This window comes from Flavobacterium sp. JLP, assembly GCF_015350755.1.
In the GTDB taxonomy this organism is placed as follows: Bacteria; Bacteroidota; Bacteroidia; order Flavobacteriales; family Flavobacteriaceae; genus Flavobacterium.
Window position 1 is genome coordinate 1,111,088 of record NZ_JADKPS010000001.1, and the last position, 25,145, is coordinate 1,136,232.

The 25,145-nt window shown below is 33.7% G+C and carries 21 protein-coding genes; 19 read left to right on the plus strand and 2 right to left on the minus strand.

Annotation, left to right across the window (positions count from 1 at the left end):
- Window positions 1-156 precede the first annotated feature (156 nt).
- From trmD to uvrB, 14 genes are all read left to right on the plus strand, one after another.
- A complete protein-coding gene (trmD, locus tag IRZ83_RS04995; RefSeq protein ID WP_029268668.1) occupies window positions 157-831 on the plus strand; it encodes a tRNA (guanosine(37)-N1)-methyltransferase TrmD in 675 nt (224 codons plus the stop codon).
- 195 nt (window positions 832-1,026) lie between these two features.
- The gene (rplS, locus tag IRZ83_RS05000; RefSeq protein ID WP_007804248.1) at window positions 1,027-1,377 is read left to right on the plus strand and encodes a 50S ribosomal protein L19; all 351 of its coding nucleotides are present in this window, start codon (window positions 1,027-1,029) and stop codon (window positions 1,375-1,377) included.
- 279 nt (window positions 1,378-1,656) lie between these two features.
- Window positions 1,657-3,879, plus strand: a complete 2,223-nt coding sequence (locus IRZ83_RS05005) for an NADP-dependent isocitrate dehydrogenase (protein WP_194567200.1) — start codon at window positions 1,657-1,659, stop codon at window positions 3,877-3,879.
- 144 nt (window positions 3,880-4,023) lie between these two features.
- Window positions 4,024-6,408 (plus strand): TonB-dependent receptor, encoded by a 2,385-nt coding sequence (locus tag IRZ83_RS05010; protein ID WP_194567202.1) that lies wholly within the window; start codon window positions 4,024-4,026, stop codon window positions 6,406-6,408.
- A gap of 36 nt (window positions 6,409-6,444) precedes the next feature.
- The gene (locus IRZ83_RS05015; protein WP_194567204.1) at window positions 6,445-7,266 is read left to right on the plus strand and encodes a DUF4249 domain-containing protein; all 822 of its coding nucleotides are present in this window, start codon (window positions 6,445-6,447) and stop codon (window positions 7,264-7,266) included.
- Window positions 7,267-7,275: 9 nt separating this feature from the next.
- The gene (locus IRZ83_RS05020) at window positions 7,276-7,758 is read left to right on the plus strand and encodes a GyrI-like domain-containing protein (RefSeq protein WP_194567206.1); all 483 of its coding nucleotides are present in this window, start codon (window positions 7,276-7,278) and stop codon (window positions 7,756-7,758) included.
- A 17-nt stretch (window positions 7,759-7,775) separates the two neighbouring features.
- A complete protein-coding gene (locus IRZ83_RS05025) occupies window positions 7,776-8,219 on the plus strand; it encodes a DinB family protein (RefSeq protein WP_194567208.1) in 444 nt (147 codons plus the stop codon).
- A gap of 120 nt (window positions 8,220-8,339) precedes the next feature.
- On the plus strand, window positions 8,340-9,002 hold the full coding sequence (locus IRZ83_RS05030) for a thiamine diphosphokinase (protein ID WP_194567210.1): 663 nt from the start codon (window positions 8,340-8,342) through the stop codon (window positions 9,000-9,002).
- A 333-nt stretch (window positions 9,003-9,335) separates the two neighbouring features.
- Complete coding sequence (locus IRZ83_RS05035) at window positions 9,336-9,572, plus strand: hypothetical protein (protein WP_194567212.1); 237 nt, start codon at window positions 9,336-9,338, stop codon at window positions 9,570-9,572.
- A 20-nt stretch (window positions 9,573-9,592) separates the two neighbouring features.
- The gene (locus IRZ83_RS05040; RefSeq protein ID WP_194567213.1) at window positions 9,593-9,856 is read left to right on the plus strand and encodes a hypothetical protein; all 264 of its coding nucleotides are present in this window, start codon (window positions 9,593-9,595) and stop codon (window positions 9,854-9,856) included.
- Between the two features lie 171 nt (window positions 9,857-10,027).
- The gene (rlmF, locus tag IRZ83_RS05045) at window positions 10,028-10,978 is read left to right on the plus strand and encodes a 23S rRNA (adenine(1618)-N(6))-methyltransferase RlmF (protein ID WP_194567215.1); all 951 of its coding nucleotides are present in this window, start codon (window positions 10,028-10,030) and stop codon (window positions 10,976-10,978) included.
- A gap of 182 nt (window positions 10,979-11,160) precedes the next feature.
- Complete coding sequence (locus IRZ83_RS05050; RefSeq protein ID WP_194567217.1) at window positions 11,161-11,397, plus strand: DUF3800 domain-containing protein; 237 nt, start codon at window positions 11,161-11,163, stop codon at window positions 11,395-11,397.
- 516 nt (window positions 11,398-11,913) lie between these two features.
- On the plus strand, window positions 11,914-12,858 hold the full coding sequence (locus tag IRZ83_RS05055) for an alpha/beta fold hydrolase (RefSeq protein WP_194567219.1): 945 nt from the start codon (window positions 11,914-11,916) through the stop codon (window positions 12,856-12,858).
- A gap of 95 nt (window positions 12,859-12,953) precedes the next feature.
- The gene (uvrB, locus tag IRZ83_RS05060; protein ID WP_029268645.1) at window positions 12,954-14,945 is read left to right on the plus strand and encodes an excinuclease ABC subunit UvrB; all 1,992 of its coding nucleotides are present in this window, start codon (window positions 12,954-12,956) and stop codon (window positions 14,943-14,945) included.
- On the opposite strand, the gene IRZ83_RS05065 is transcribed toward uvrB, so the two are convergent.
- Window positions 14,942-15,343, minus strand: coding sequence for an excinuclease ABC subunit B (locus IRZ83_RS05065; protein ID WP_194567221.1), 402 nt, complete (start codon window positions 15,341-15,343; stop codon window positions 14,942-14,944). The genes uvrB and IRZ83_RS05065 overlap by 4 nt on opposite strands.
- A gap of 57 nt (window positions 15,344-15,400) precedes the next feature.
- Between IRZ83_RS05065 and IRZ83_RS05070 the strand changes: the two genes are divergently transcribed.
- From IRZ83_RS05070 to IRZ83_RS05085, 4 genes are all read left to right on the plus strand, one after another.
- The gene (locus tag IRZ83_RS05070) at window positions 15,401-16,204 is read left to right on the plus strand and encodes an alpha/beta hydrolase (protein WP_194567223.1); all 804 of its coding nucleotides are present in this window, start codon (window positions 15,401-15,403) and stop codon (window positions 16,202-16,204) included.
- Window positions 16,205-16,232: 28 nt separating this feature from the next.
- Complete coding sequence (locus IRZ83_RS05075) at window positions 16,233-17,243, plus strand: dipeptide epimerase (RefSeq protein WP_194567225.1); 1,011 nt, start codon at window positions 16,233-16,235, stop codon at window positions 17,241-17,243.
- 5 nt (window positions 17,244-17,248) lie between these two features.
- Window positions 17,249-18,277, plus strand: coding sequence for an aminotransferase class I/II-fold pyridoxal phosphate-dependent enzyme (locus tag IRZ83_RS05080; RefSeq protein ID WP_194567227.1), 1,029 nt, complete (start codon window positions 17,249-17,251; stop codon window positions 18,275-18,277).
- An 81-nt stretch (window positions 18,278-18,358) separates the two neighbouring features.
- Complete coding sequence (locus IRZ83_RS05085; RefSeq protein ID WP_029268637.1) at window positions 18,359-18,823, plus strand: DUF1456 family protein; 465 nt, start codon at window positions 18,359-18,361, stop codon at window positions 18,821-18,823.
- 190 nt (window positions 18,824-19,013) lie between these two features.
- On the opposite strand, the gene sucC is transcribed toward IRZ83_RS05085, so the two are convergent.
- Window positions 19,014-20,207 carry an ADP-forming succinate--CoA ligase subunit beta gene (gene sucC / locus IRZ83_RS05090; protein ID WP_029268636.1) on the minus strand — a complete coding sequence of 398 codons (1,194 nt, stop codon included), beginning with the start codon at window positions 20,205-20,207 and terminating at the stop codon, window positions 19,014-19,016.
- 415 nt (window positions 20,208-20,622) lie between these two features.
- Here sucC and gltB point away from each other — a divergent pair, with 415 nt between their 5' ends.
- The gene (gene gltB, locus IRZ83_RS05095) at window positions 20,623-25,140 is read left to right on the plus strand and encodes a glutamate synthase large subunit (protein ID WP_029268635.1); all 4,518 of its coding nucleotides are present in this window, start codon (window positions 20,623-20,625) and stop codon (window positions 25,138-25,140) included.
- The last annotated feature ends 5 nt before the right edge of the window (window positions 25,141-25,145 follow it).

Genomic DNA, 25,145 nt, shown 5'->3' on the forward strand with positions numbered 1-25,145 from the left:
AAATTAATATGTTATATAATTATTACTTTTCAACATGCAACACACTAGATACTAATACATTATATCTTTAAAAGAGAAAATGCTTTTTGAGTTTTGTTTTTAAATTTCACAAATATTTACTTTGTATATTTGCCTTCAAACTTTTGAAGAAGAAAAATGCGAATTGACATTATAACAATTTTACCAGAATTATTGAGAAGTCCGTTTGAGGCTTCGATTATGAAACGTGCTATCGACAAAGGTTTAGTTGAAGTACATTTTCATAATTTACGCGACTATACTACCAATAAACAAAAAAGTGTTGATGATTATCCGTTTGGAGGAGGCGCAGGAATGGTAATGACGGTACAGCCTATTGATGATTGTATTACCCATTTGAAAAGCCAGCGCGAATATGACGAAATTATTTATATGTCGCCTGACGGAGAAACATTAAATCAAAAAATGGCCAATACTATGTCAATGTATGAAAATATCATCATTTTATGCGGACATTATAAAGGTGTAGATCAACGCGTGAGAGATCATTTTATAACTAAAGAAATTTCGATTGGTGATTACGTTTTATCTGGCGGAGAATTGGGTGCTCTAGTTTTATCTGATGCTTTAATCCGATTAATACCTGGTGTTTTAAGTGATGAAACTTCAGCTTTGACAGACAGTTTTCAAGATAATTTACTTTCAGGCCCAATATATACAAGACCCGCAGATTATAAAGGATGGAAAGTTCCAGAAGTTTTAACCAGCGGTCACTTTGCTAAAATTGATAAATGGCGCGAGGATATGGCGTATGAACACACGAAGAATAGAAGGCCAGATCTTCTTGAATAAATTTCAAATTTATAATTCCAAATTCCAATTGATCAACTACTTAAAAAATTAGAATGTTGATTTTCTTTTATTGGAATTTGCAATTTATTTATTTTGGAATTTCATTTTTTTAATTACCTTTGCACCCGAATTAGACTAACCTCTGGCGAGATCCGTGAATGTTGCTCTATATAAAAACCATAATTATAAGATATCATGGCAGATTTAATGAAATTCGTTCAAACCGAATTAGTTGCTAAAAAAGATTTCCCTGTTTTTGGAGCTGGAGATACTATCACAGTTTTCTACGAAATTAAAGAGGGTGAAAAAACAAGAACTCAGTTTTTTAAAGGAGTTGTTATTCAAAGAAGAGGTTCTGGTAACACAGAAACTTTTACTATTCGTAAAATGTCTGGAGCTATTGGAGTTGAGCGTATCTTCCCAGTAAACTTGCCAGCTTTGCAAAAAATTGAAATCAACAAGAAAGGTGCTGTACGTAGAGCTAGAATTTTCTACTTCAGAGAACTTACTGGTAAAAAAGCTAAGATTAAAGATAAAAGAAGATAATCATTTATCTCTTTGTTATAAAAAACTCGTTTCAAGTAATTTGAAACGAGTTTTTTTTTGTGCCTAATTTTTAAAATAACAAAACTGCAATATTTTAATACCAAAATCATCGATTTAGCAATTTAAAGAGCTCGAAATAACAATCTGATAATTCCGGTATTTGTCTGGAAAACTACACCGTTTTCGAACTGATTTTATTATATTTGCTCCGCTCATTTTGAGCCGACTATACCATTTACATCGTTATTCCTTGACGATACGATTATAAAAAAAAAAAAAATGACACAGAATTCAAAAATTTTTTACACCTTAACTGATGAGGCGCCTCTATTAGCGACTTATTCTTTATTACCAATTGTTCAGGCATTTACTGCTACTGCTGGGATTGCTATTGAAACCAGAGACATTTCGTTAGCAGGTAGAATTTTATCTAATTTCCCTGAAGTCTTAACAGATGCTCAAAAAACTGGAGATGCATTAGCTGAACTAGGCCAATTGGCAACAAAACCTGAAGCGAACATCATCAAATTACCAAATGTTTCTGCATCTGTACCACAATTAAAGGCAGCTATCGCTGAATTGCAGTCACACGGTTACAACATTCCTAATTTTCCTGAAGATCCGCAAAATGATGCTGAAAAGGAAATTAAAGCAAAATATTCTAAAGTTTTAGGTTCTGCTGTAAATCCAGTTTTACGTGAAGGAAACTCTGATCGTAGAGCTCCAAGAGCAGTTAAAAACTTTGCAAAAGCAAATCCACACTCAATGGGTGCTTGGTCTGCCGACTCAAAAACTAAAGTAGCTTCTATGCCAAACGGCGATTTCTACGGAAGTGAAAAATCACTTACCGTTGCAGAAGCAAATGATGTAAAAATCGAATTTGTTGGAAAAGACGGAACAATAACTGTTTTAAAAGCAAGTACTCCTCTAAAGGCAGGTGAAATTATCGACAGTTCTGTATTAAACTTAAAAGCTTTAAAAAGTTTTATTGCTGATGCGATTGCTGATGCAAAAAAAGAAGGTATTTTACTTTCTGTGCACTTAAAAGCTACAATGATGAAAGTTTCAGATCCAATTATCTTTGGCGCTATCGTTGAAGTATATTTTGCTGATCTTTTCAAAAAATACGAAGCTTTATTTAATGAATTAAACATTGACACTCGCAATGGTTTAGGTGATATTTATGCGAAAATTGCCGGAAGACCTGAGCAAGCTCAAGTTGAAGCTGACATTACTAAAGCTATCGAAAACGGACCAGCTTTAGCAATGGTAAATTCTGAAAAAGGAATTACTAACTTACACGTTCCTTCTGACGTTATTGTTGATGCTTCTATGCCAGCAATGATTCGTACTTCAGGACAGATGTATAACAAAGAAGGAAAACAACAAGATACTCTTGCTGTAATCCCAGATCGTTCTTACGCTGGAATTTACACTGCAACTATCGATTTCTGTAAAAAACACGGTGCTTTTGATCCTAAAACAATGGGAAGTGTTCCTAACGTTGGATTAATGGCTCAAAAAGCAGAAGAATACGGATCTCACGACAAAACTTTCCAATTGAAAGCTGATGGTGTTGTTCGTGTTATTGATACAAACGGAAACGTTTTAATGGAACAAAACGTTGAAACAAATGACATTTTCAGAATGTGTCAAGCAAAAGATGCTCCGATTCAGGACTGGGTGAAACTAGCTGTAAACAGAGCTCGTTTATCTGATACTCCTGCTGTTTTCTGGTTAGACGAAAACAGAGCGCATGACAGAGAATTGATAGCAAAAGTTCAAAAATATTTAAAAGATTACGATACTACTAATTTAGATATTCGTATTTTAAACCCGGTTGCTGCAACTGAATTTACTTTAGACAGAATCATCAAAGGTTTAGATACTATCTCTGTAACAGGAAACGTTTTACGTGATTATTTAACTGACTTATTCCCTATTTTAGAATTAGGAACTTCAGCTAAAATGCTATCAATTGTTCCGTTAATGAATGGTGGTGGATTGTTCGAAACTGGTGCTGGAGGTTCTGCTCCTAAACACGTTGAGCAATTTACGGAAGAAGGCTATTTACGTTGGGATTCATTAGGAGAATTTTTAGCACTAGGTGCTTCATTAGAGCATTTAGGACAAACTTTAGATAATTCTAAAGCTATTGTTTTAGCAGAAACTTTAGACCAGGCTAATGACAAATTCTTAGCTAACGATAAGTCTCCAGCGCGTAAAATTGGTCAAATTGACAACCGTGGATCTCATTTCTATCTTGCTTTTTATTGGGCTCAAGCTTTAGCGGCTCAAAATAAAGATGCTGAATTGAAAGCGATCTTCACTCCTATTGCTGCTGAATTTGAAGCTAACGAAGCTAAAATTGATGCTGAATTAATTGGTGCTCAAGGAAAACCGCAAAACATTGGAGGTTATTATCAGCCAACTCCTGAATTAGTAAGCAAAGCAATGCGTCCTAGTGCAACATTCAATGCAATTCTTGCTAAAATAAAATAACAGAAAGCATTTATGCACTACAAATAAATAGTAAAAAGGACAATCTAAAACGGTTGTCCTTTTTTTATCTTAACTAATGTTTAACAATCGTTCCGCATCAAAGTTTAGTAAGAATTCTTAACTATGTAAATCAAAATAAAGACAATGATTCCAAAAAAAATTAGCTTTCTTATTCTTTTAATTTTTACTGCATTTACTTCATTTTCTCAAGAAAAATTTACACTAAGCGGGACTATAACCGACTTCAAAAGCAATGAAACTCTAATTGCTGTCAATATTTACATTCCGGCTTTAAAAATCGGAACCACAACAAACGAATATGGTTTTTATTCCCTTACAATTCCGAGTGGTGAACATCAAATTGAAATTAGTTATGTTGGCTATCAAACGATTCAAAAAACAGTAGTTTTAAATCAAAACACTAAGATAAATTTTAACTTAAACGAAGGTGGCGGTGAGGAACTTCAAGAAGTTGTAATTACAGATAACAAAGGCAAAGTCAATATCAAATCACCAGAGATGAGCGTTAACAAACTCTCCATCTCAACCATAAAAAAAATGCCTGTAGTTTTAGGCGAAGTTGATGTTTTAAAATCAATTTTATTACTGCCAGGTGTTACTAATGCGGGCGAAGGTGCATCAGGATTTAATGTACGCGGCGGTGGCGCAGATCAAAATTTGATTTTATTAGATGAAGCTACTATTTTTAATTCTTCTCACGTATTTGGTTTTTTCTCCGTTTTTAATCCAGACGCTATTAAAGATTTAAAATTGTACAAAGGTGGAATTCCAGCTCGTTACGGCGGAAGAGCCTCTTCTGTTTTAGACATTTATCAGAAGGATGGAAACAGCAAAAATTTTCATGTAAATGGAGGCATCGGACTAATCTCCAGCCGAATTTTAGCAGAAGGTCCAATTGTAAAAGATAAAGGTTCATTTCTAATTGGCGGACGTGCTTCTTACGCTCACTTATTCTTGAAATTTTCAGAAGACAACAAGGACAACTCTGCGTACTTTTATGATTTAAATACCAAATTAAGTTATAAACTAAACGACAATAACAGTTTATATTTATCCGGATATTTTGGACGCGATGTCTTTAGCCTAAATAAAAGTTTTACCAATATTTATGGAAATTCTACTTTAAATCTTCGTTGGAATCATCTGTACTCAGATAAACTGTTTTCAAATTTATCTTTGATTTACAGTGATTACTATTACGGACTCGATTTAGATTTTGTAGGCTTTAAATGGGATTCTGGAATTAAAAACTACAATATCAAATACGATTTCAAAAACTATATTTCAGATAAATTCAAATTGAATTATGGTTTGAACGGAATTTATTATGAGTTTAATCCCGGAACGATTAAACCAAGTGACGCATCATCTGGAATTAATCCTGATCAATTGGATAAAAAATACGCTTTTGAACCTTCCATTTATATTGATGCCGAAAATCAGCTTTCAAAAAAAATCACCGTTTCTTACGGATTGCGATACAGTTTATTTTACCGTTTAGGAGCTTCGACAATAAATTTATATGAAAATAACAATCCTGTTATATTTAATACTGATTTGCAGATTTATGAAAAAGCAACTCCAATTGGAACAGAATATTACAGCAAAAACAAATCGATTAAAAATTATAATTATCTAGAACCTCGATTTGCAATTTCGTATCAATTAAATGATGATCAGGCGATAAAAGCCAGTTATAATAGAATGGCGCAATATCTTCAATTGATTTCGAATACCTCTTCTCCTACTCCGCTGGATGTCTGGATGCCAAGCGATAACTACATCAAACCACAAATTGCTGATCAGGTTGCGCTGGGATATTTTAGAAATATTAATAATGGCGCTTATTCTGTAGAAGTCGAAACTTATTATAAAGAAATACAAAACCGACTCGATTATATTGATGGAGCCGATTTGATTGCGAATAATGCCATTGAACAAGTTATTTTGAACGGACAAATGCGTGCATATGGTTTAGAAATTATGGTTAAAAAAAATGAAGGCAAATTTAATGGGTGGATTTCGTATACTTTATCAAAGTCGCAACAACAGACTCCTGGAAGAACGCCGGAAGAAACTGGCATTAACAACGGACAATGGTACAATTCAGCTTATGACAAAACACATAATTTGGCGATAACTTCGGCTTATAATTTAAATGAAAAATGGTCATTTGGCGCTAACTTTGCCTTACAGTCCGGACAGCCTGTTACTTATCCAAACGGTCAATATGAATATTTAGGAATTACTGTTCCCAGTTATGGTTTACGAAACGAAAACCGTTTACCTGCGTATCATCACTTAGATGTTTCGGCAACGTTGACTCCGAGAAAAAATAAAGACAGAAACTGGAAAGGCGAATGGGTTTTTAGTATTTACAATTTATACAACCGTAAAAATGCGGCTTCGATTAATTTCCGCCAAAATGTAGATACGGGCGAAAATGAAGCAGTTAAAACATCTATTTTCGGAATTGTGCCTGCGGTAAGTTATAATTTTAAATTTTAAGAACTACTTTCTCTCAAAAGAAACAAAAGATATATTATGAAAAAAGCAATCTTATTAATCGTATTTTTTATATCCATTTTCTTTACAAGCTGTGAAGAAGTTGTCGACGTCGATTTAGATACTGCTCCTCCAAAATTGGTAATCGAAGCCGCTATAAACTGGCAGAAAGGGACAAACGGCAGACAACAAACTATAAAACTGACGACAACAACCGGTTATTTTGAGAATGTTATTCCAACAGTTTCTGGGGCAACAGTATATATAAAAAACAGCCAGAACCAACAATTTAATTTTATTGAAGTTCCCAAAACAGGCCGTTATGTCTGCACTAATTTTAGGCCGGTAATTAATGAAAAATATAGTTTAACCGTAATAAACAATGGCGAAACTTACACTGCTGATGAAACTTTTCAGTCTGTGGCTCCAATTACACGAATAGAGCAAAATAATGAAGGCGGTTTTACAGGAAAAGACATTGAAATAAAAGCTTTTTATAACGATCCGGCAGATGCTGATAATTTTTATCTGTACAAATATGTGTATTCAAATAAGATAAAATCAAACTATTACGTTGATGAAGATAAGTTTTTTCAAGGCAATGAATTTTTTAGTATTTCGGATGATGACGAATTAAAAATTGGAGATGAAATTGAAATCACGCACATCGGAATCTCAAAACAATATTACAATTATATGAGTATCTTAGTCAGTATTGCGGGCAATAATGTTGGCGGACCATTTCAATCTCCTCCAGCAACAGTAAAAGGCAATATTATTAATACGACAAATAAAGCTAATTATCCGCTTGGGTATTTTTCGCTTAGCGAAACTGATTTAAGAAAATATACTATTCAATAAAATTACTAAATGGAAGCCCAGATCAGAACTTTAGCCGAGAAAAAATTAATCGGAAAACATATTATAATGTCATTTACTGAGAATAAAACTTTTCAATTATGGAGCGGTTTTATGCCAAGGCGAAAAGAAATCAAAAATACAGTCGACACTATTTTATACTCTCTTGAAGTTTTTAAAGAAGGCCATTTCGACAATTTTAATCCGGAAAAAACTTTTCAGAAATGGGCTGCAGTAGAAGTTACAGACTATAAAGACATTCCTTCTGAAATGGAAACCTTAGTAATTCCGACTGGTTTATATGCCGTTTTCATGCATTACGGACCAGCGACTGACGCGCATAAAACGTATCACAGTATTTTTACAGAATGGCTTCCAAATTCTGAATATACTGTAGACGATAGACCTCATTTTGCCGTCATGGATGAAAGATATAAAAAAGACGATCCAGCTTCTGAAGAAGAAATCTGGATTCCAATAAAAAATAGAGCTTAATTTAAATACACTGAATCATGTTAATTGAAACTCTAAAAACGCTTTTTAACAGAGATCTCCACAAATTAAAAGTTGAAATCGAATCTTATCAAAACGAAAGTCAGATTTGGGCAATTGATAAAAACATTTCAAATTCAGGAGGCAATCTTTGTTTGCATCTTATCGGTAATATTAATACTTATATTGGAGCCGAAATCGGAAAAACACGCTATATTAGAAATCGTCCTTTAGAATTTTCTATAAAAGATATTCCACGATCAGAATTAATCAATAAAATTGAAGAAACCATTTTAGTTGTAAATAACGCTTTTAATACTTTGACAGAGGCTGATTTAGAAAAAATTTACCCGCAAATCGTTTTCGAAAAAGAAATGACAACTGGTTTCTTTTTAGTTCATCTTTCTACACATTTAGGCTATCATTTAGGGCAAATTAATTACCATAGAAGATTGGTGATTTAAGATTTTTGAGTACGATTTTAGATTTAAGATCTATATCGTTTTAAAAAATCAAAAATCTTAAATCGTTAATCATCATTCATAAATCCTATCGTACATTTGCAAGCACATAAAAATAATTCAATGTCATCACATCACATAGTTCGCGACGATCAGGAACCCGCTTTAATTATTGCCAATGGAGCGGCATGCAATCCTGAATTATTAGGACAATTGCTCGAGTGGTCGCCGCTTGTTGTTGTACTTGACTCGGCTATAGAAAGAGTGATTGAATTGGACATTAAAGTAGATGTTCTATTAGGTGACTTCGATCGTGGCTTCGATCCTGAAATTTACAAAACTTCACAATATCCAATAGAAATTGTGCACACTCCAGATCAGGATAAAACAGATCTTGAAAAAGCTTTTGATTATTTGATAGCCAGAAAAATTCCTGCTGTAAATGTAGTCTGGGCAACCGGAAAACGCGCTGATCATACCATTACAAATCTTACCAATATTGTTCGTTATCGCGATTTATTAAAAATTGTAATTCTCGACGATCACTCCAAAATATTTTTGCTACCCAACAAATTTGAAAAATGGTATACGGCAAAAACGCCAATTTCTTTAATTCCAATTGGTGTTGTAAACGGTATTCATTCTACTAATCTAGAATATCCCTTAAAAAATGACACGCTGACAATGGGATACAGAACCGGAAGCAGTAATGCAGTTGCAAAAGATGGTCTTGTTACAATCGTACATGATAATGGTGATTTGCTGTTAATGGAATGTGTTGATTAAAAGTGTTTTGCGTTATTCAGAATATTTTTTTATGTTTACATAAATGAAGCAATTGTAATTTCTAAATGATATAAAAATTGCGCAAAGTAGAGGAGACATTTGCCATTTTTTCATGAGTACTCTTTAGAGGGAGCAGGATGTGGCTTAATGGAAAAATTGATTTGTATTTGGATCCCGAAGTCTCGGGATGGCAAATCCGAACAATGGGCTTAATTTCGTCCCTAACCCGCTTTAGTGCCACAACGTTAGAGCCTATTTTGCTAAACTAAATCTATAGTTCCCTGTAAGCATTTACAAGGATTGGGTTGAAAAAATCATACACAAGAAACATACATGGAATACAATATAATCTATTTGACATCTAAAGTTATTCTCAGCAAGAAGCAATTTGAATCATGGAACGATATTCAAGAGTTATACGAAGATTATAAAGCATCATTGAAATTCGAAACAATTGAGGAAGTAAATGATTTTTTAAGTTCTGAGTATAGAATTGATGAAGAAAGCACAAAAAAAATGACCAAGAATATTTATCAAGAAGAAAGTATTGAATTGATCTTTTTAACTTAACCTGAAAATATAATTTTAAAATGGCAACCATTAAATTTAATTCTCGTTGGAAAGAAGAGTTGGTAGCAACAAGCGAAGAAGGTTCTTTGGTTTTTGAGTTTACAATGGGAGAATATAATGTCTATTTTCCAACTAAAGATGTTTGGCAAACTTCTGCGCCTGAATGGGCTAAACAAAAATGGGCAACTTATTTAGATGAGTGTAAAATATGGTGTACAGAAAATAATATTCCAATAACAATTGTTGATAATGGCACAGTTTACGAAGATAAAAACAGTCGCTAACATTTACTACAAGGGATTTAGACAATTGGCTTAATGAAAAGTTGTTTAAGCAATCATAAAAACTTAATTTAGTTTCGCTCCTTCAGGCGTTTGTGACCATTAAGCACACTCCCTTTCATAATTACCCTTTCCTCAAAAAGGAATGACTATCTTTGCACTCAAATTTACAAAATGAAAACAATAGACAATTCTGAAAAAACCAATTTACATCCTCGAAATCTTCATCGTTCACGCTATGATTTCGAACTTCTTATTACGAATTGTCCTGAGTTAAAATCGCATGTTGCAATCAACACTCACGGAATTGAAACTATTGATTTCAGTAATCCCATTTCAGTAAAAATGCTTAATAAAGCTTTATTACAAACTTATTACGATATTCAAAATTGGTCTATTCCTAAAAATTACCTTTGTCCGCCAATTCCCGGAAGAGCAGATTATATTCATTATTTAGCTGATTTACTGGCTGAAACTAATAGCGGAATCATTCCGACAGGTTCAGACGTTCTAGGTTTAGATGTAGGAACTGGCTCTAATTGCATCTATCCGATTTTAGGAAATGCTATTTACGACTGGAGTTTTGTTGGAACCGACATTGACCTTCAAGCGATTCAAAACTGCAGTAAAATTATCGAAGCCAATCCTAAATTAATTGACGCTATAAGCTTACAGCAGCAAACCGAATCGAGATTTATTTTCAAAAATATTATTACGCCCGAAGACCGATTTACATTCACGATCTGTAATCCTCCTTTTCACTCTTCTGCCGAAGATGCTAATCAGAGTACAGTTCGTAAAGTTTCAAATTTAAATCCAAAGGAAAAGAAAAAAACTAATCCCGTTTTAAATTTTGGAGGTCAAAATACTGAGTTATGGTGCGATGGAGGTGAAATTGGTTTTATAACGCAAATGATTTACGAAAGCGCAAAATATGCCATGCAGTGTTTGTGGTTTACTACTTTAGTTTCTAAAAAAGAAAATCTTTCGAGTATTTATAAAACTTTAAATAAGGTAAACGCAGCTTCTATAAAAACTATTGATATGGCTCAAGGCCAAAAAACTAGCCGTATTGTTGCTTGGACATTTTTGAGTGAAGCACAACAGAAAAATTTTAAATTATAATAAAATTCTTTCAATAAATTAATTTTTGATTTATTTTTATTATCTTTGTTTATATAAATAGGTAATTCCTGATTCTACGTGGCGGTGAAACATCTACCATAAATGTATTATCAATACATCGTATTCGGGGGCTATTTTAAAAATACCAAAGGGCTATAAAGCCTTTTTTTTTATGCCGAAAAATGAAAATATACATTGATGAGAGCGGAGATTTAGGCTGGAAAATGGAGAAACCTAATAGATCTGGTGGGTCAAGTAAATTCATTACAATTACTGGATTTATTATATCTAAAGATGAAGAAAAGTATATCTCGCGCTTTATTTCAGACATTTATAAAAAATACAATCTAACTCCAAATGTTGAAAAAAAGGAGCTAATTTTATACCAGCACATTCTTCTTTTATTACTTCTCAATTAACTAATAAGATAATTAATAAAAGTACTTCATTCAAAATTATTTCCATTACTGTAAATAAATGCAAAGTCTTTGATTCATTAAAAAAAGACAAAAATATATTTTACAATTATGTTCTTGGACTATTATTAAAACCCGAGATAATTAAATTTGAAAGTGCTGAAATCATTCTTGATAAAAGAACGATAAAAGTTAGTCATGGGGAAAGTTTTCCCGATTATATTAAAACAGAAATTTGGGGAAATGGATTTGACATGACTATTTCTTGTAACTTTTTAGAAAGCGCAAATAATAAAATGATTTGGTTTGCAGATTGGTATGCTAATTTTATTTGGAGACATCACGAAGACAAAGAATCCAGTTCTTATAATCAGATCATAAATCTTCCAAAAGAAAGATTTTCAGAAAAAAGGCTATTTTTCTAATTAGACCAAAGATTATAATTATGATACTTTAAAACAAAATTCTAATACTTTTTCCACGTACCATTATCGTACCTTTAAAAGTAAATAGAATTTTATGACTCCAACTAAAATATTCGTTCGATTAGTATTGTTTCTTGCCCTTGCAAGCTGCGCCTCTTCTAAAAAAGCAAAATTTGAAGATTATGTTTTTGAAACAAAAACTGAAAAACAAGCTTACTTAAATTCATACGATAAAGCATTAAAACTTTGGGATATTCCTTATACGGAAGAAAACATTCAAACTAGTTTTGGAACAGCACATATCATTATTGCAGGACCAAAAAATGGAAAAGATTTAGTTTTACTTCACGGAATGGACGCTACTTCAACAATGTGGTATCCGAATATTAAATCTTTAGCAAAAAATCATAGAATTTATGCCATCGATTTTTTGATGGAACCTGGAAAGTCAACACTTACAGCCAAACCTCTTTCTTCTGAAGAAATTGTAATTTGGTACAATGAAATTTTCAAACATTATAAATTAAAGAAATTTGATATTGTCGCTGCTTCGCGCGGAGGCTGGATTGCAACTTTATTGGCAGTCCAAAAACAAAATTCAATTGATAAAATAGTTCTTCTGAGTCCCGCTCAAACTTTTAAATTTATTGACAAAATGGGAAAAACAACAACGGCATTAATGTTGAAACTTTTTCCAAGTGAAAAGAAATTTGGAAAAACATTAAAGACCTTCTCCACACATCCTGAAAAAATCAGTCCTGTTTATAAAAGACAATTTTATTTAGCCAATAAATACGCAAAATCGAATTCGAGTATGCTAAAAATGACGCCTTTTTCAGATGATGAATTAAAGTCGATTACAAATCCAGTTTTAGTTTTAATTGGTGATAAAGATGTAATTAATTCTGACGAAAGTTTAGAACGTGCAGAAAAATATCTAATTCATGTCAAAACAAAAAAAATACCAGATGCAGGGCATTTTTTAACTATAGATCAGTCAAAAATTGTCAACGATGCAATTGCTGATTTTTTAAATTAGATCAATTTGTAATTTCTCAAGTTACACTCTTTTAAAGCTTTTTTAAAGGATTCAAACTTTGTATCTTTACAAAACAAATATTTTATCGCGTAAAAATGAATTTCCAAGTATCCTCAGAATATAGTCCAAAAGGTGATCAGCCACAAGCTATTGAAAAGCTTTCGCAAGGAATTGTAGATGGTGAAAAATATCAAACTTTATTAGGAGTTACCGGATCTGGAAAAACATTTACAGTTGCCAATGTTATTCAGGAAGTGCAAAGGCCAACTTTAGTTTTGGCACACAACAAAACATTAGCGGCGCAGTTATATTCAGAATTCAAACAGTTTTTTCCGAACAATGCTGTTGAATATTTTGTTTCCTACTACGACTATTATCAGCCAGAAGCTTTTATGCCTGTAACTGGGGTTTTCATCGAAAAAGATTTATCTATCAATGAAGAGCTTGAAAAAATGCGTTTAAGCACAACTTCTTCTCTCCTTTCAGGAAGAAGAGATATTTTAGTTGTGGCATCAGTTTCGTGTTTATATGGTATTGGAAATCCCGTTGAATTTAAGAAAAACGTAATTGCCATCGAAAGAGATCAAGTGCTCTCTAGAACTAAATTCTTGCACAGTTTGGTGCAAAGTTTATACGCAAGAACTGAAGCTGATTTTAATCCGGGAACTTTTAGAATTAAAGGCGATACGGTTGAAGTTTATCCAAGTTATGCTGATGATGCGTATAGAATTCACTTTTTTGGGGATGAAATAGAAGAAATAGAATCTTTCGATGCTAAAACTTCTCAAGTTATTGAAAAGTTTAAAAAGCTGACCATTTATCCAGCCAATATGTTTGTAACGTCGCCAGATGTTTTACAAGGGGCGATTTGGGAAATTCAGCAAGATTTAGTGAAACAAGTTGATTATTTTAAAGAAATAGGAAAACATCTTGAAGCAAAACGCCTTGAAGAACGCACGAATTTCGATCTTGAAATGATTAGAGAATTAGGCTATTGCTCCGGAATCGAAAATTACTCTCGATATCTTGACGGAAGAGAAGCTGGAACAAGACCTTTCTGTTTACTAGACTACTTTCCTAGCGATTATTTAATGGTGGTTGATGAAAGTCACGTAACCGTTTCACAGGTGCATGCTATGTACGGAGGCGATCGCAGCCGTAAAGAAAACTTAGTGGAATATGGTTTCCGTTTACCTGCCGCAATGGACAACCGACCTTTGAAATTTGAAGAATTTGAAGCCTTGCAAAATCAGGTAATTTACGTGTCAGCAACTCCGGCAGATTATGAATTGCAAAAAACGGATGGGATTTATGTGGAACAAATTATTCGTCCAACCGGATTATTAGATCCTATTATTGAAGTACGCCCAAGCTTGAATCAGATTGATGATTTAATTGAAGAAATTCAAGTTCGTTGCGAATTAGACGAAAGAGTTTTAGTGACCACTTTAACCAAAAGAATGGCCGAAGAATTAGCCAAATACTTAACTAAAGTGGGCGTTCGCTGTCGTTATATTCATTCTGAAGTAGACACTTTAGAACGTATCGAAATCATGCAGGATTTGCGAAAAGGTATTTTTGATGTTTTAATTGGAGTAAACTTGCTTCGTGAAGGTCTTGACTTACCAGAAGTTTCGCTTGTAGCAATTTTAGATGCAGATAAGGAAGGTTTCTTGAGAAACCACAGATCGCTTACGCAGACAATAGGACGTGCGGCTAGAAACCTAAATGGAAGAGCAATTTTGTATGCTGATAAAATTACAGGAAGCATGCAAAAAACAATTGATGAAACCAATTATCGCCGTACAAAACAGATTAATTACAATACTGAAAACAACGTTGTACCACAAGCCCTAAATAAAAAAATCGAAAGTGCATTTACTAAAAATCCTTTGGTAGAATATGAATTAGGACATACTTTATCTATTGCAGCTGAGCCAGAAACAAAATATTTATCTAAAGCCGAATTAGAAAAAATGATTCGCGAGAAAAGAAAATCAATGGAAAAAGCCGCAAAAGAATTAGACTTCCTGCAAGCTGCTAAACTTCGCGATGATATTAAAAAATTGCAGGAACAATTGGCTTAATTATGCTGTTCCTGAAAAACTTTCAATAAAACTTTAGGATCGATCATAGCGTTTGATGATTTTTTCATTAAATCGAGAACGCGTTTTACAGCACTTGGATTCAACCCCATTTCAATCGCAATTTGCTGAATGGCTTTTGCTTCTTTTTCGTGTAGAACCCCGTCACAATGCATGATCAGCGCTAATCTGTAAAATTGCTGAATGCGCTGAAACTCTGATTTTACAACTTTAGTGATGTGTTCCTGATGAAATAAATCCTGAAAAAGAGTCTTATCAATATTGAGTTCTTGCGCAACAAGCCATAAAAATTCTAGCTCGCGTTTGTGCAATTCACCATCAACAGTTGAGAAAGCGATCATTTCTAAAAGTAAACTTCTCTTTTCTTCTTCGGAATTCATCAAATTTGTTATTTTTAGCTAAAATATCATATTTAAATCTAAAACACAAAACAACTGATGATTAGAGGACTTTTCTTTTTTATTTTTCTGTGGATGGCCAACATTGGAAACGCACAAGAAAGCACAGCTTCAAAAAACGTGTCGACTTTTACTATTGAAGCTCCTCAACTCAAAACCACAAAAAAAATCTGGATTTATTTACCAGAAGGCTATTCGGCTTCAGCCAAAAAAAAATACAGTGTAATCTATATGCACGATGCTCAAAATTTATTTGATGCAAAAACTTCTTTTGTCGGTGAATGGAATGTAGATGAAAAACTTGACAGTTTAAGAGCACCGGTAATTGTGGTTGGAATCGAACATGGTAATGATAAACGAATTGACGAATTGACGCCATTTAAAAATGAAAAATACGGCGGAGGAAATGCAGATAATTATCTTGAATTTATTGTAAAAACTTTAAAACCATACATAGATAAAAATTACAGAACCAAAACCAAAGCCAAAAACACCACTATAATGGGAAGCTCGCTTGGCGGTTTAGTATCATATTATGCAATTCTTAAATATCCGGAAGTTTTTGGAAAAGCGGGTGTGTTTTCGCCTTCATTTTGGTTTTCTAAAGACATTTACACTTACGCAGAAAAAGTTCCTAAAATCAAAACCAAAATTTATTTTTTATGTGGAGACAAAGAAAGTGATGACATGGTAAAAGATTTAAGTAAAATGGAACGTTTATTAGATACTAAAAGATGTTATTGCCTTCATCTTAATAAAACCAAAATTGTAAAAGGTGGCGAACACAATGAAAAATTATGGCGCGACGGTTTTGTAAAAGCAGTACTTTGGCTAGGCTATTAAAAATATCAAAAAAAATAATCATATAATTATGAAACTAATTTTAAGAGAATACAACTTAAAACTAAAACACACTTTCACCATTTCGAGAGAATCAATCGATGTACAGCCTTCGCTGATTGTTGAATTGCAAAGTGAAGGATTTTCTGGTTTTGGAGAAGCAACTTCAAATCCGTATTACAAAACAACAGTTCCGATAATGATGGCAGATTTAGAAAAAATCAGAACTATTATCGAAACTTCAGAAAATGAAACTCCAGAAGTTTTTTGGGCAAAAATATATCCGTATTTAAAAGAAGATATGTTTGCTTTATGTGCGCTAGATTTAGCCTACAATGATTTATATGCTCGTAAAAAAGGCAAAAAATTATACGAATTATGGAATTATACTACCGAAAGAAACCCATTAACTGATTACACAATCGGTATTGCTTCTATAGAAAAGATGGTTTCTAAAATGCAGGAACTTCCTTGGCCGATTTATAAAATTAAATTAGGAACCAAAGAAGATATTGCAATCGTAAAAGAACTCCGCAAACATACCGATGCCATTTTTAGAATTGATGCCAATTGTGGCTGGGGCGTAGACGAAACGATAAATAACGCAATTGAATTAAAGAAATTAGGTGTTGAATTTTTAGAACAGCCTATGAAAGCTGATAACTGGGAAGCGCATAAAGAGGTTTTTAAACATTCTGTTCTTCCAATAATTGCAGACGAAAGCTGTATTATCGAAGAAGATGTTGCTAAATGTTTTAACCATTTTCATGGAGTAAATGTAAAATTGGTTAAATGTGGTGGTCTGACTCCTGGAAAGCGCATGATAGAAGAAGCTAAAAAATTAGGCTTAAAAACTATGGTTGGATGTATGACAGAATCTACGGTGGGAATTTCTGCAATTGCTCATTTACTGCCTCAGCTTGATTATGTCGACATGGATGGCGCATTGCTTTTGGCTGAAGATATTGCAACTGGAGTAACTATTAAAAATGGTATCGTTTCTTATTCAGCTCTTAACGGAACTGGCGTTACTTTAATCTAATCAAAATGAACGTCAACCAATTTCCTGACAGAGTTATAGAAATCGACCAAGAACAGTATTTGTATTTTGGAGGAACTGCTTATTTGGGTCTGCCAACCAATATAGCTTTTCAGGAATTGGTTGTCAAAAATATTTTAAAATGGGGAACGACTTACGGAAGCTCTAGAAGTGCCAATATAAAATTGACAGCTTATGAAAATGGCGAAAATTTTTTAGCCAAATACATAAAAGCTGAAGCTGCTGTTACCGTTTCATCAGGCATGCTGGCCGGAAAACTGGTGATCGATGAAATAAAAAAAGCAACAGATTCTTTCTTCCATTTTTCAGATATTCATCCTGCTATTCAAACCAGTAATAGTATACCGATTTTTATAAATGGCGAAATAAATCCGCTTTTGACAGATTCAAAATCAGAGAGAATTACTATTTTGGCGGATGGAGTTCCTTCTTTTGAAACCAAAGCGATCGACTTATCTATTTTGAAGAAAATTCCAAATCATAAAGAAATTACTTTAATAGTTGATGAATCGCATTCGTTGGGAATCTTAAATAAAAATGGCTGTGGAATTTACGCTGAAATTAATTTTCCTATAAAAAGAAAAATCATGGTTTCATCTTTAGGAAAAGCTTTTGGCTTAACGGGCGGTGTTATTGCGAGCGATGCTATTTTTATAAATCAAATAAAAAAACTGGATACTTTTGTTTCTGCTGCTGGAATGAATCCTGCTTTTGTACAGACTCTTGCTGATGCTGCAGAAATTTATCCAAAACAACATCAAAAATTACTCGATAATTTGGATTATATAAATCACAAATTAATTAAAAATGATGCCATTAAATTTGATAAATACTATCCGCTGATTTATCTTAGAGATGATAATCTTATTGAAATTTTAAAAGCAAATAAGATTATTATTGCGAGTTTTAAATATCAGGAAAATTCAAATAATTTAAATAGAATTGTAGTCACAGCCAATCATCTTCACGAAGATTTAGATAAACTGATATCCGTAATAAATAAATATTATGCTTAAAAGCGGCAAAAAACTTAACATATTTGGCTGCAATTTTAAGTGTAATTGCTTTTAAAACGTACCTTTGTAAAAAATTAAACGATGACGAACAACGATATACTAAAAAAACTTCGCGTGGCTTTGATGCTCCGTGACGATCAAATAGTTGAAATTTTAGAATTAGTAGATTTTAGAATTACAAAATCAGAATTAGGAGCTTTTTTTAGAGCCGAAGATCATGAAAATTACATGGAATGCGGTGATCAGGTATTACGTAACTTCTTAAACGGATTGGTAATTCATTTAAGAGGAACAAAAGAAAATCCTAAAAACCCGAATGATGTTTTAGCAAAACACAAAGCAGAAATTCCAAAAAAAGAGAGCACGAAAGAAAGACCTGAATTTAAAGCAAGCCCAAAAGATGCTGAAAAATCAAGAGGTGACCAAAAGCCATCAAAATCTGGAACGGCTGCTAAAAAACCTTTCAAGAAAAACAATTCTAAAGCTACACCAAAAATTCAGGTAGTAGAAAAAGTAATTTACAAAAACGGTAAGAATAAAAAATAATCGATATTACGAGTTATAATTTCATAAAATCCTTTCGAATATTCGGAGGGATTTTTTATTACACATCATTCATTCTATATGATATACTTCTCTAAAAAATATTCTCAAACGGAATACTTGACGTAATTACAAACAAAAAATCCCTCCGAATATTCGAAGGGATTTATTATATAATTGAAATCTTATTTGATTAAGATAATGCAGCTTTAACTTGATCAGCAGCTTCTTGAAATTGAACAGCTGATAAAATTGGCATACCAGAATTGTCAATTAATTCTTTTGCAATTTCAGCATTTGTTCCTTGCAAACGAACGATGATTGGCACCTTGATAGCGTCTCCCATGTTTTTGTAAGCATCAACAACACCTTGAGCAACACGGTCACAACGAACGATTCCTCCGAAGATGTTAATCAAAATAGCTTTTACGTTTGGATCTTTCAAGATAATTCTGAAAGCAGTTTCAACACGTTTAGCATCAGCAGTTCCACCAACGTCTAAGAAGTTTGCAGGCTCAAAACCAGCGTATTTAATTAAATCCATAGTTGCCATTGCAAGACCTGCTCCGTTTACCATACATCCTACAGTACCGTCAAGATCTACATAGTTCAAACCTACTTCTTTCGCTTCAACTTCGATTGGATTTTCCTCACGGATATCTCTCATTTCAGCATATTTTGGTTGTCTGTATAAAGCATTATCATCGATATTTACTTTAGCATCAACAGCCATAATTTTATTGTCTGAAGTTTTCAAAACTGGATTGATTTCAAACATAGAAGCATCAGAACCAATGTAAGCATTGTATAATGAATCGATGAATTTTACCATTTCTTTGAAAGCATTTCCAGAAAGACCTAAGTTAAAAGCAATTCTTCTTGCTTGAAAACCTTGTAATCCAACAGAAGGATCAACTTCTTCAGTAAAAATTAAATGTGGAGTGTGCTCAGCAACTTCTTCAATATCCATTCCACCTTCAGTAGAATACATAATCATGTTGCGTCCTGTAGCTCTATTCAATAAAACAGAAACATAAAACTCAGAAGTTTCACTTTCACCAGGATAGTAAACATCTTCAGCAACTAAAACTTTGTTTACTTTTTTACCCTCAGCAGAAGTTTGAGGTGTAATCAATTGCATTCCGATAATTTGTCCTGCAATTTCTTCAACTTGCTGCAAGTTTTTAGCCAATTTAACTCCTCCGCCTTTTCCACGACCACCTGCGTGAATTTGCGCTTTTATTACGTGCCATCCTGTACCAGTTTCGGCAGTTAATTGTTTTGCAGCAGCTACAGCTTCAACTGCATTATTAGCCACAATTCCGCGTTGAATGCGTACTCCGTAACTCGCTAAAATTTCTTTTCCTTGATATTCGTGTATGTTCATAATATAGAATTTGTCTGGTTCTGAATTTATTTCAGAATAAAAGTGCGACAAAAGTAGCAAAATTCAACTTAAAAGTAAAATCTTTTTCAATTAAAAAACGCGTGTGATATATATTGAAGGAATATTCTATTTTAAAGAAAACTAATCGTTAAACTATTGCATGTAAATTGTTAACTAAAAAACACTATTTCGTTTGAAATTTAACAAAAACTCCAATGATTTCAATAGCTGAGAAAGGTTTTTTACTAAAATAATTTAAAACATATTGTGATTTTATCATTTCGCAATGCTTTCTACGAAATTATTATCATTTAAGAATCGTTTTTCTAATATTACAACAAAAATGTACGCCAAATTACAATTTCACTACATTATGTTTAACGAAATCTCTATTTTTGTAGAAAAAATATCAAGAATGAAAGTTAAAGAACAAGGGCTTTATTTGCCTGAATTTGAACACGACAATTGTGGTGCAGGATTTATTTGTAATTTGAATGGTATTAAATCTAATGATATCATTCACAAAGCATTGGACATCTTAATAAAATTGGAACATCGTGGTGCAGTTAGTTCTGATGGAAGAACTGGAGACGGAGCTGGAATTTTATTCGACATCCCACACGCTTTTTTTAAAAAAGTATGTGATTTTGAAATCCCTGAAACGCGTGAATATGCAGTAGGAATGGTTTTTTTACCAAAAAGCAAAAACCAGGTTTCTTTTTGTATCAACGCTTTCGAAGCAACTATTAAAGATCAGAATTTAAAGATCTTAGGTTGGAGAGACGTACCTGTTGAAGTAGAAAATTTAGGGCAGATTGCCGCAGAAAAAGAACCTACAGTTAAACAAGTTTTTGTTAGCAAAAACGGTCAGGATTTAACTGAACAAGAATTTAATGCAAAACTTTTTGCAGCTAGAAAAATTGCTGAACATGCCATAAGGGGATCTAAAACCTCTGAAAGTCATATGTTTTACTTCTCTAGTTTATCGACAACTACCATAATATATAAAGGTTTATTGATGCCGGAAGACATCAGCCGTTATTATGTTGACTTAAAAGATCCAGATTTAGTGACTCGTTTGGCGTTAGTTCACCAGCGTTTCTCAACAAATACTTTCCCTTCATGGGAATTAGCACAGCCATTTAGATATATGTGTCATAATGGTGAAATCAATACACTTCGTGGAAACGTAAGCCGTATGCGTGCTCGTGAAGAGCTTATGCAAAGCAAGGTTTTTGGCGATGATATCAAAAAATTATTCCCAATTATCTTAGAAGGAAAATCAGATTCTGCTTCTATGGATATGGTGGTAGAACTTTTATTAATGACTGGCCGTTCATTGCCAGAAGCGATGATGATGGTAGTTCCTGAAGCTTGGGAAAAACACCAAACTATGTCTCCAGAAAAGAAAGCTTTCTACGAGTTTAATGCTTGTATTATGGAGCCTTGGGATGGTCCTGCTTCTATTCCGTTTACAGATGGAAACGTAATTGGCGCTTTATTAGACAGAAACGGACTTCGCCCTTCTCGTTATACATTAACAAAAAGCGGTTTCGTAATCATGTCATCAGAAATTGGTGTTCTTGATATTGATCCTGAAGATGTAATTCAGCACGGTCGTTTAGAACCAGGAAAAATGTTCTTGGTTGATATGAACGAAGGCCGTATTATTGAAGATGATGAAGTTAAAAAAGCAATTGTAACTAAGCGTCCATATAAAGAATGGCTAGATGCAAATTTATTGCCTTTATCTAAAATTCCGTACACTAATAATCCTACTCCAATTGAAAAATTAGATTTTCAAACAAGACAAAGATTATTTGGATATACGATTGAAGATTTAAAAACAATCATTAATCCAATGGGAGGCCAAGGAGCTGAAGCAATCAGTTCTATGGGTAATGATACGCCTTTGGCAGTATTGTCAGACCAGCCTCAATTGCTGTACAACTATTTTAAACAATTATTTGCTCAGGTTACTAATCCGCCTTTGGATGGTATTCGTGAGGAAATTATTACTGATATCAGTTTAGCGGTTGGTGGCGATTTCAATATTTTTGAAATTGAATCTAAACAATGCAAAAAATTAAAAATCCAAAATCCAGTTATTTCAAATGAGGATTTAGATAAAATAAGAAACATTGATCACGCAGATTTTAAATCTGCTACTATTACTACTTTGTATAAAATAGAAAAAGGAGTTAACGGTTTAGAGCGCGCGCTTGAAAAATGTGTTCAGGCAACTTACAAAGCTGTTTCTGAAGGATGCAATGTAATCATATTATCAGACAGAGGCGTAAGCGAAGAATTAGCTCCAATACCAATGTTATTGGCTTGTTCTTATATTCACCACTCTTTAAACATTTTACAGGTTCGTTCTAAATTCGGAATCATAATCGAATCTGCAGAACCTCGCGAACCACATCATTTTGCTTTATTATTCGGATACGGAGCGAGCGCTATTAATCCTTACATGGTAAATGAAATCATTCACGATCAGGTAAACCAAGGATTTATTAAAGGTGTAAAAGCAGATTATGCAATTGTAAATTATAACAAAGCGATTGCAAAAGGAATCGTTAAAATAATGAACAAAATTGGTATCTCTACTTTACATTCGTACAGAGCGGCCCAAATTTTCGAGATTTTAGGTTTAAACAAAACATTTACTTCTAAATATTTCCCGTACACGCCTTCTAGAATTGAAGGAATTGGTTTGATGGAAGTTGAAAAAGAAGTTAAAAAACGTTTCCAAAAAGCATTTCCAAATTCAAAAGTGGCAAGTTTGCTTCCTTTAGAAATTGGAGGTATTTACAGATGGAGACGCGGTGGAGAAAAACACATGTTTAATCCAACAACAATTGCTAAATTACAGCAGGCCGTTCGCTTGAACAGCCCTGAAAGTTATAAAGAATACTCTAACATGGTCAATGAGCAAAGCTCTAACTTAATGACTATTAGAGGAATGTTTGAATTCAATAATTTAGATCCAATTTCTATTGATGAAGTAGAACCTTGGACCGAAATTGTCAAGAAATTCAAAACGGGTGCAATGTCTTACGGATCTATCAGTAGAGAAGCACACGAGAATTTAGCTATTGCAATGAACAGAATTGGCGGAAAAAGTAACTCTGGAGAAGGTGGAGAAGATCCTAAACGTTTCCAGAAAGAAATTAACGGAGATTCTAGAAACAGTGCAATCAAACAAGTTGCTTCGGGACGTTTTGGTGTTTCGATTAACTATTTGACAAACGCTAAAGAGATCCAGATTAAAATGGCTCAGGGAGCAAAACCTGGTGAAGGTGGACAATTACCTGGAGAAAAAGTGGTGCCTTGGATTGCTGAAACAAGAAACTCTACACCTTATGTAGGTTTAATTTCCCCTCCTCCACACCACGATATTTATTCTATTGAGGATTTATCTCAGTTGATTTTCGACTTAAAAAATGCCAATCGTGAAGCACGTGTAAACGTAAAATTAGTTTCTGAAGTTGGAGTTGGAACAATCGCTGCCGGTGTTGCCAAAGCAAAAGCTGACGTGATCTTAATTTCTGGTTATGACGGAGGAACAGGTGCTGCACCATTAACTTCACTACAACACACAGGTATTCCTTGGGAACTTGGTTTAGCGGAAGCACAGCAAACTTTGATATTAAATGATTTAAGAAGCCGTGTAGTTTTAGAATGTGACGGACAATTGAAAACAGGTCGTGACGTTGCAATTGCTGCATTATTAGGAGCAGAAGAATTTGGTTTTGCAACTGCACCGCTTGTAGCTTCTGGATGTATCATGATGAGAGCTTGTCACTTAAATACTTGTCCGGTTGGTATTGCAACTCAGGATCCAGAATTGAGAAAAAATTTCAAAGGAACTCCAGAGCACGTAATCAACTTCATGTATTTTATTGCGGAAGAGCTAAGAGAAATCATGGCACAATTGGGTTTCAGAACTTTGAAAGAAATGGTGGGTCAGTCACAAAAATTAAATGTGAACAAAGCCATCAAACATTATAAAGCAAATGGTTTAGACTTATCATCAATTCTATACAAACCGGAAAAAGCTAAAACTGAGCCAAATCATAATACAACTACGCAAGATCACCAACTTGAAAACGTATTGGATTTTGACATCATCAAAGAAGCAATTCCGTCTATCTATAGAAAAGAGAAAACAAGAGTAACTTTTAAAATTAAAAATACAGACCGTTCTGTAGGTGCGATTTTGAGTAACGAAATCTCAAAAATATATGGCGCACAAGGTTTACCTGAGGACACTATTTTAGTTGATTTTGAAGGTTCTGCCGGACAAAGTTTTGGTGCTTTTGCAACAAACGGATTGTCGTTTAAAATTCACGGAAACTGTAATGATTATTTAGGAAAAGGTCTTTCTGGAGGAAAACTAATTGTAAAAGTACCTCCTACTGCAACTTTCAAACCTGAAGATAACATTATTATTGGAAACGTTGCCCTTTACGGAGCTATTACCGGAGAGGCTTATATTAATGGAATGGCCGGTGAGCGTTTTTGTGTAAGAAATTCTGGAGCAACAGCAGTTGTGGAAGGAATTGGAGATCACGGATGCGAGTACATGACCGGTGGTACAGTAGTAATTTTAGGAAAAACAGGAAGAAACTTCGCGGCTGGTATGAGCGGTGGTGTGGCTTATGTTTACGATCCAAATCAAAGATTCGATTCGACTTTATGTAACATGGAAATGGTTGCATTTGATCCGATGGAAGATGAAGACGTTATCAAACTAAGACGATTGATCAAAAATCATTCATTGTACACAAGCAGTCCATTAGCAAAAAGAATTTTAGCAGACTGGGAAAATGAACAAAAGCACTTCGTAAAAGTAATGCCAACTGATTACAAAAAAGCATTACAACGAATTGCAGAAGAGAAAAAAATAGAAGAATTAATAGCTGATTAAAAGGT

Excerpts from the sequence above, each read along its gene's own strand:
- uvrB (WP_029268645.1), top strand. The coding sequence starts at position 12,954 with ATGAATTTCCAAGTATCCTCAGAATATAGTCCAAAAGGTGATCAGCCA.
- IRZ83_RS05055 (WP_194567219.1), top strand. The coding sequence starts at position 11,914 with ATGACTCCAACTAAAATATTCGTTCGATTAGTATTGTTTCTTGCCCTT.
- IRZ83_RS05065 (WP_194567221.1), bottom strand. The coding sequence starts at position 15,343 with ATGAATTCCGAAGAAGAAAAGAGAAGTTTACTTTTAGAAATGATCGCT.
- rplS (WP_007804248.1), top strand. The coding sequence starts at position 1,027 with ATGGCAGATTTAATGAAATTCGTTCAAACCGAATTAGTTGCTAAAAAA.
- IRZ83_RS05020 (WP_194567206.1), top strand. The coding sequence starts at position 7,276 with ATGGAAGCCCAGATCAGAACTTTAGCCGAGAAAAAATTAATCGGAAAA.
- trmD (WP_029268668.1), top strand. The coding sequence starts at position 157 with ATGCGAATTGACATTATAACAATTTTACCAGAATTATTGAGAAGTCCG.
- sucC (WP_029268636.1), bottom strand. The coding sequence starts at position 20,207 with ATGAACATACACGAATATCAAGGAAAAGAAATTTTAGCGAGTTACGGA.
- IRZ83_RS05025 (WP_194567208.1), top strand. The coding sequence starts at position 7,776 with ATGTTAATTGAAACTCTAAAAACGCTTTTTAACAGAGATCTCCACAAA.
- IRZ83_RS05015 (WP_194567204.1), top strand. The coding sequence starts at position 6,445 with ATGAAAAAAGCAATCTTATTAATCGTATTTTTTATATCCATTTTCTTT.
- IRZ83_RS05005 (WP_194567200.1), top strand. The coding sequence starts at position 1,657 with ATGACACAGAATTCAAAAATTTTTTACACCTTAACTGATGAGGCGCCT.
- rlmF (WP_194567215.1), top strand. The coding sequence starts at position 10,028 with ATGAAAACAATAGACAATTCTGAAAAAACCAATTTACATCCTCGAAAT.
- IRZ83_RS05085 (WP_029268637.1), top strand. The coding sequence starts at position 18,359 with ATGACGAACAACGATATACTAAAAAAACTTCGCGTGGCTTTGATGCTC.
- IRZ83_RS05035 (WP_194567212.1), top strand. The coding sequence starts at position 9,336 with ATGGAATACAATATAATCTATTTGACATCTAAAGTTATTCTCAGCAAG.
- IRZ83_RS05010 (WP_194567202.1), top strand. The coding sequence starts at position 4,024 with ATGATTCCAAAAAAAATTAGCTTTCTTATTCTTTTAATTTTTACTGCA.
- IRZ83_RS05030 (WP_194567210.1), top strand. The coding sequence starts at position 8,340 with ATGTCATCACATCACATAGTTCGCGACGATCAGGAACCCGCTTTAATT.
- IRZ83_RS05050 (WP_194567217.1), top strand. The coding sequence starts at position 11,161 with ATGAAAATATACATTGATGAGAGCGGAGATTTAGGCTGGAAAATGGAG.
- IRZ83_RS05075 (WP_194567225.1), top strand. The coding sequence starts at position 16,233 with ATGAAACTAATTTTAAGAGAATACAACTTAAAACTAAAACACACTTTC.
- IRZ83_RS05070 (WP_194567223.1), top strand. The coding sequence starts at position 15,401 with ATGATTAGAGGACTTTTCTTTTTTATTTTTCTGTGGATGGCCAACATT.
- IRZ83_RS05080 (WP_194567227.1), top strand. The coding sequence starts at position 17,249 with ATGAACGTCAACCAATTTCCTGACAGAGTTATAGAAATCGACCAAGAA.
- gltB (WP_029268635.1), top strand. The coding sequence starts at position 20,623 with ATGAAAGTTAAAGAACAAGGGCTTTATTTGCCTGAATTTGAACACGAC.
- IRZ83_RS05040 (WP_194567213.1), top strand. The coding sequence starts at position 9,593 with ATGGCAACCATTAAATTTAATTCTCGTTGGAAAGAAGAGTTGGTAGCA.